This is a genomic window from Psittacicella hinzii (genome assembly GCF_003585885.1).
Taxonomy (GTDB): Bacteria; Pseudomonadota; Gammaproteobacteria; order Enterobacterales; family Psittacicellaceae; genus Psittacicella.
Genome location: NZ_NRHC01000029.1, coordinates 1 through 5,595, shown reverse-complemented (window position 1 = coordinate 5,595; position 5,595 = coordinate 1). Strand labels below are relative to the sequence as shown.

Below are 5,595 nucleotides of genomic sequence, written 5' to 3'. Positions count from 1 at the left end.
ATTTTGTTTTCTCTTTATTTATTTGATTAAACTATGCTTTCATTATTTACCTTACTATCTTTATCTCTGCACTTTATACAACCTTGAACTTGGTTGCTTGTTACAAAAATAAAAAGCAAAGATCAATGGTAAAAATAATTACTCACAAAACATTACTTTATTTTACTATATTTTACTCAAGATAAAACTATTTATCTACATATATAAACATAATAACAAGATTATGTTAAAAGTTCTGTAAACTGAACAGGATTCTCATTTTTTATCTCTCCCCACTTTTTAGTTTGGCAACAAACAAACTTAGGGAGCAGTGACAAAGTGATTTGGCTTTTCTTTTCACAAAATCTTAATTTTGCTTCTTGCTAAATCAATTTGGCACTACTCCCTAAAAACTATGAGGTAATTATGAATCTATTGTTTGTTTTACTATTTCTTTATACTTAATTTATAAGGTTTATTTGCTAATATTCAAGAGGATGGTCAAAAGTTTTTGCAAAAAACAACGAGCTAGGGACTTTTAGATTGCCGTAATTTTTGCAATTTGCTTTATATTTAAAGGTTATTTAAAGGAGATCTAGAAAATAAATACCTAGCCAGGTTATTTAAAGGAGATCTAGAAAAATAAATACCTAACCAGCCACAGTATTTGCGGTACAGCTCAATTCAACTATTAATACCAATGTGCAACCATGTAACAGCCCCTCCTGCCTCAAACTGTCAAAATACTAGGCTCGTATTTTCTCTTGTTTTAACTTGGCAATTACAACTTAATCACAGCTAGTTTTACCTCGCTTGCTAGCAACAAGTTACTAACAACAAGTTACTACCAAAATTAAAACCAAGACTTGCTTAATTTATCCCCTCCTCCCGAACTTTGCTTGAAACTTTCCCTAGTTTCAATTTAATCCCTAGATCCCGCAAATTTTTCTTTAATACTCTTATTAAAAAGATAAAATTTCTCAACTATTTAAAGTATAATTAAATAAATAGTAACCGTCTCTTTCTTACAAAATAATATCCGAATATGACAGAGCAAAACCGCAAATTACCACAAGTAAATAATATCCGTGGTCTAGGTAAACTAGGTATCTTTAATGTTGAGGCTCTCGATGTAAAATTTAGTAACGGTCAAGAACGAGAATACTACCGTCTCCATGCTAATCATGACGGGGTAACGGTAATTGCCGTTGACCAAGAGCATTTACTATTAATTGAAGAGTACTCTGCAGGTACCTTAAATTACGAATTAGGATTTGTCCGTGGAGGCATTGACGACCAAGAAGAAATTCTCGTAGCAGCCGAGCGCGAGCTAGCTGAAGAAATTGGTTATCAAGCTAACAACTACGAACACCTAATTTCATTTTATAACTCAACCGGCTATCAAACGGCACAAATGCACGTGGTTGTGGCAACAGGTTTAACACCTCTTGAAGTTATGCCTGAAGGTGATGAACCTGAACCTCTTACCCTTGTGCGCTGGCCTTTAGATCAGCTAGATTCATTAATTTCCCATCCAACTTTTAGAGACTGTCGTAACCTAGCAGCTTTATATGCTTTTAGAGATTACGTACGTGCAGGAAAGTTAGGCGCATGTCACACCTAAATCAAGATTTAATCGCTAAAAAATATACTCCAGAGCAATTAGTTCAAGAGCTTCCAGAACTTTTTAAAAACCAAATCTTTATTCCCGCATGTAAGACCTTTGTTAGTGCCGGGGCGATAGCTAACGCTCATCGCGACAGCCAAGTAGAAGTAGATTACAAAGATGACTATTCTGAAGTAACTTACGCTGACAAGCTACTAGCAACTTACTTAAACCAAGCACTACCAGAGATCTTTGGGGATTTTTCAGTTTCTGAAGAAGATATTGAACAGCACCCAAACTTTAATATGCAAACTAACCGCTGCTGGTGGTTGGTTGACCCTATTGATGGCACTAAAGGCTATGCGCAAGGTCGTGAAGACTATTGTCACATGGCGACCCTTATTGACCAAGGGCAACCTTTAATTACCTTTGTCTATCAGCCTAGCAAAGGTCGTATCCACTATGCGGTTAAAGGCATTGGCGTGTTTATGGTGCAACTTGATCTACAAGCCTTTGCTTACTTCTGGGACGAGCAACAGGTAGACTTAGCTACTTTTAATCACAAAGTACGTCAAGCTCAAGATCAAGCTTTTAACCATGCCAAAGTAACTTACTTGCTACCATTTAAGTTCAAACGTGTAATTAATACTGATACAGTAAACACTTATGAATACTTAGTTAACCAAGGCACAGGTAATGACAATATCAACCTCGGAGCAACCGAAGGTTATTACCAATACCTTGATAAGCAAACTCAAGAACATCTTGAGTTAGCTGATCAAGCTAACTTTTACATTATGCAACACGCAAATGCTTGGGCACGTTTTAGTCGTCGCCAACAAGAGTTAGCCTCTCAAGGTAAAGATCATGTTGAAGTTAGCTTAGATGCTTTTGAGCAAACTGTAGACTTTTGGGAAAGATTACTTAACCCTAGTTTAGAAATCACTTCAAAAAGTGAAAAAACCTTTTTAAGTTCAGAGTTTAATTTAAATAACTTCCGTAAAGGTTTTGCAGCTTGGGCAAAAGGGCAAGAAGCACAAGTTCGTCGCTCATATCTAGATGAACCAGAAGCACAGCAACTGGTAGAGCAACTTAAACAAGCAAACCTTGCTCTTGGGCAACAACTAGACACTAGTAAGAGCCAAGCTCTTAATGCCGAATTTGCTGAATTAGATTTACCTAACTGGGCTACTAAACTAGAGCATTATAGCCGTAAGTTACCTTTCTACTTACAAGCGTACAGCATTGCGCATTTAGACTCACCTGAGTTTAGAGAGAAAGTTCGTTTCCTTGCAAGTATCTTTGGTAAACAAGAAACCCTAAATCTGCAACACTTTGCTCATTTAAATGTGCTTGCAAAACACCAACAATTAGATGACTATCAAACTAATTCTCTAATTGAACATTATGTCGCTCTTGGCAAAACTCCAGTAAAAAGTCACCAAGAAGCTAAATTAAGATTACTCCCGCGTGAACTGCAATTTTATGCACGTGTCTTAATTGGTTTAACAAGTGACCTCTCTAATTACGTGAGTGAACATCCAAATCCAGCTTTTGTGATTAACCAAGAGCAAAAGAACCCAGCCTATCAAACCATTCAGTTGTTACAAGGAGCTCGTACTAACAACGCTTTTGGTCTGTTTGACTTACCATACTGTAAAGATAACTTTAATTTGGTAACCCAACACTCAGCCGGCTATAAAGCTTCCTTAGTATTTGCAACTTTAGATAACTATCGCGTTACTAATTACTTACTCCCAAATGCGATGAAAATTTGGGACGTAGCTCCATCATTAGTTTTTGCGCAAAACTCAACTAGTGCAAATGCTATAGTGTTAAACTTAGCAGATGTTAGTCGTGTTCCTTGGGAAAAAACTAATATTGATTTTAGTGACGAAAATGTTTATCCTCTGATTATGAGTGAGGACTTAACGACCATCCCGTTCGTCCTTGATATCGCTGGTTTACTCTACTTACAGTTACCACACTTACTTGACTTTGTACGCCCATTAAAAGCATTAGCTTTACAAAACCAACACTTTATGGAGCATTATCCAGAAAATGCTGAGCAGTTCCTAAGTCAAGAACAAGTTCGTGAATTAACTGAAGCAGAGTTCGCAGAGTTTGGTTTATCAGCTGTCGCAAAACAAGCGTGGCATCTCTTTAAACAACAAACTCAAAACTAATACTCAAGAAAAATAATTAAGAACCTATCAAATAGATCTCTTGTCGAGATCTATTTTTTTGTTTTGAAATTTTTCTTTACCACTTTTTAATTTTTATCCCGTTTTTTCAAAAAGATAGTAAAAGTTAGAAAAAGATAAACTTGATTTTTCTGTTTTAAAGGTTATAACTATTACGGAGATAACAAAAGTGCTTATTTGCTTAATAGTATTTATTGACAAATTATAACTTTTGTTGGAACGTTTATAATGCTTTGCCTCTACTAGAGGTAAGGCATTTTTTATGTTCCCATACTAGGCAAACTAAGCAAGCCTTAATTAATAAGCAAGAACGCAAAAGATCCCACCTAAAACTAGGTAGGATCTTTTTATTGCTCTTTATTTATTTGCACTAATCTAATAGCTTATTAGCTAAAAAACTTAAGTTAGAACGCATGTCTTAAGAATAGAACTAATATCTACTTACAAACAAACTTCTAGATCCAATGATCTAATTTGCTACTAAGCTTAATATCGAGCTTAATATCTAGCTTAATACCGAACATAATATCTAGCTTAATACCGAACATAACATCAAGCTTAACTCCAAGCATTAAACTAGCATCCAGCTCTTTAAATTAGCCCTGTTGATCTTTAAGATACATTTCTAGCTCAAATAAAGCTAAACGATGCGTAGTATCTCTAAAGTCTTTTTCTTTTCTTAAATCCATTAACTTGTCTAATGGCCAACGAACTAATTCTAATGGTTCAGGTTCATCACCCTCTGGTTTTTCAGCCAGAGCTTCAAGCTCTGAAGCTATAACTATATGGTGAAAACCTGTACTATAACCTGGATTACTTGAAGTAGTAGAAACGTGTACTAGTTTATTAGCACGATAACCAATTTCTTCCGCTAATTCTCGCTCTGCAGCTTGGAAAATAGTTTCATCGGCTTCTACGCCACCACGTACAAAGCCAAGTTCATAGTTAAGAGTACCACCTGCAAATTCACGAATGCAGAGTACGTCATCTTTATCTAGGGCAACAACGGTAACTGCATCTCTTTTAGAAGCTAAACGGAAGTAATCTCTTTCTACTCCATTGGCAAATTGTAAATGTAAGATCTCAACATTAAAAATGCCTAGTTTGCCTAAATATTGTAAATTTGATACTTTTGGAAATTTATCCATACAAGTAACACCTAACGACGAAAATAATCTATTAAATAAGTTACTACGATTAAACAAATGACAATCGTAATTATAGCTGTTAAAAAGTCCATTCGTATATTATGACACAGCTTCAAAATAAAACCATTAAAAAAAAGCTCTCAAATGAGAGCTTTTAGACTAAAATGACAAATTAAAACTAATAACAAATAATAAAACCATTAAAAAATAAAAAATAAAAAACACTGCATCGTATGCAGTGTGTTTTATGATAATGGTGGGCGGTACTGGGCTCGAACCAGTGACCCCCTGCTTGTAAGGCAGGTGCTCTCCCAACTGAGCTAACCGCCCATTATACTAATAAAAAAGTGGCGGTCTGGACGGGACTCGAACCCGCGACCCCATGCGTGACAGGCATGTATTCTAACCAGCTGAACTACCAGACCACTTAAAAAATTAATTTGGCGATGACCTACTCTCACATGGGGAGACCCCACACTACCATCGGCGCTACGACGTTTCACTTCTGAGTTCGGCATGGGATCAGGTGGTACCATCGTGCTAATGTCGCCAAAATCGGCTAATTTAATAACAAACTTTTATTTGAATATATGCTTGAGTTCTTTTGCTTTTTGTTTTGCGTTTTCTTTACAACTTACTACTGTATTCTCTTGTTCTT

At 35.9% G+C, this 5,595-nt stretch carries 3 protein-coding genes, 2 tRNA genes and 1 rRNA gene; 2 read left to right on the top strand and 4 right to left on the bottom strand.

Features of this window, described 5'->3' with window-relative positions; all coding sequences use genetic code 11:
* The first annotated feature begins 1,024 nt into the window (after positions 1-1,024).
* Both nudE and CKF54_RS02565 read left to right on the top strand, forming a co-directional pair.
* On the top strand, positions 1,025-1,603 hold the full coding sequence (nudE, locus tag CKF54_RS02570) for an ADP compounds hydrolase NudE (protein WP_119524720.1): 579 nt from the start codon (positions 1,025-1,027) through the stop codon (positions 1,601-1,603).
* On the top strand, positions 1,591-3,771 hold the full coding sequence (locus tag CKF54_RS02565; protein ID WP_119524719.1) for an inositol monophosphatase family protein: 2,181 nt from the start codon (positions 1,591-1,593) through the stop codon (positions 3,769-3,771). The genes nudE and CKF54_RS02565 overlap by 13 nt, the downstream gene beginning before the upstream one ends.
* 614 nt (positions 3,772-4,385) lie before the next feature.
* Here the strand turns inward: CKF54_RS02565 and CKF54_RS02560 are convergent.
* The 4 genes from CKF54_RS02560 to rrf form a co-directional block, all read right to left on the bottom strand.
* Positions 4,386-4,937 (bottom strand): NUDIX domain-containing protein, encoded by a 552-nt coding sequence (locus tag CKF54_RS02560; RefSeq protein ID WP_119524718.1) that lies wholly within the window; start codon positions 4,935-4,937, stop codon positions 4,386-4,388.
* Between the two features lie 254 nt (positions 4,938-5,191).
* Positions 5,192-5,267 (bottom strand) — tRNA-Val (locus CKF54_RS02555).
* An 18-nt stretch (positions 5,268-5,285) separates the two neighbouring features.
* Positions 5,286-5,362 (bottom strand) — tRNA-Asp (locus CKF54_RS02550).
* Between the two features lie 13 nt (positions 5,363-5,375).
* A 5S ribosomal RNA gene (gene rrf / locus CKF54_RS02545) occupies positions 5,376-5,491 on the bottom strand.
* Positions 5,492-5,595: the final 104 nt, after the last annotated feature.

Excerpts from the sequence above, each read along its gene's own strand:
- nudE (WP_119524720.1), top strand. The coding sequence starts at position 1,025 with ATGACAGAGCAAAACCGCAAATTACCACAAGTAAATAATATCCGTGGT.
- CKF54_RS02565 (WP_119524719.1), top strand. The coding sequence starts at position 1,591 with ATGTCACACCTAAATCAAGATTTAATCGCTAAAAAATATACTCCAGAG.
- CKF54_RS02560 (WP_119524718.1), bottom strand. The coding sequence starts at position 4,937 with ATGGATAAATTTCCAAAAGTATCAAATTTACAATATTTAGGCAAACTA.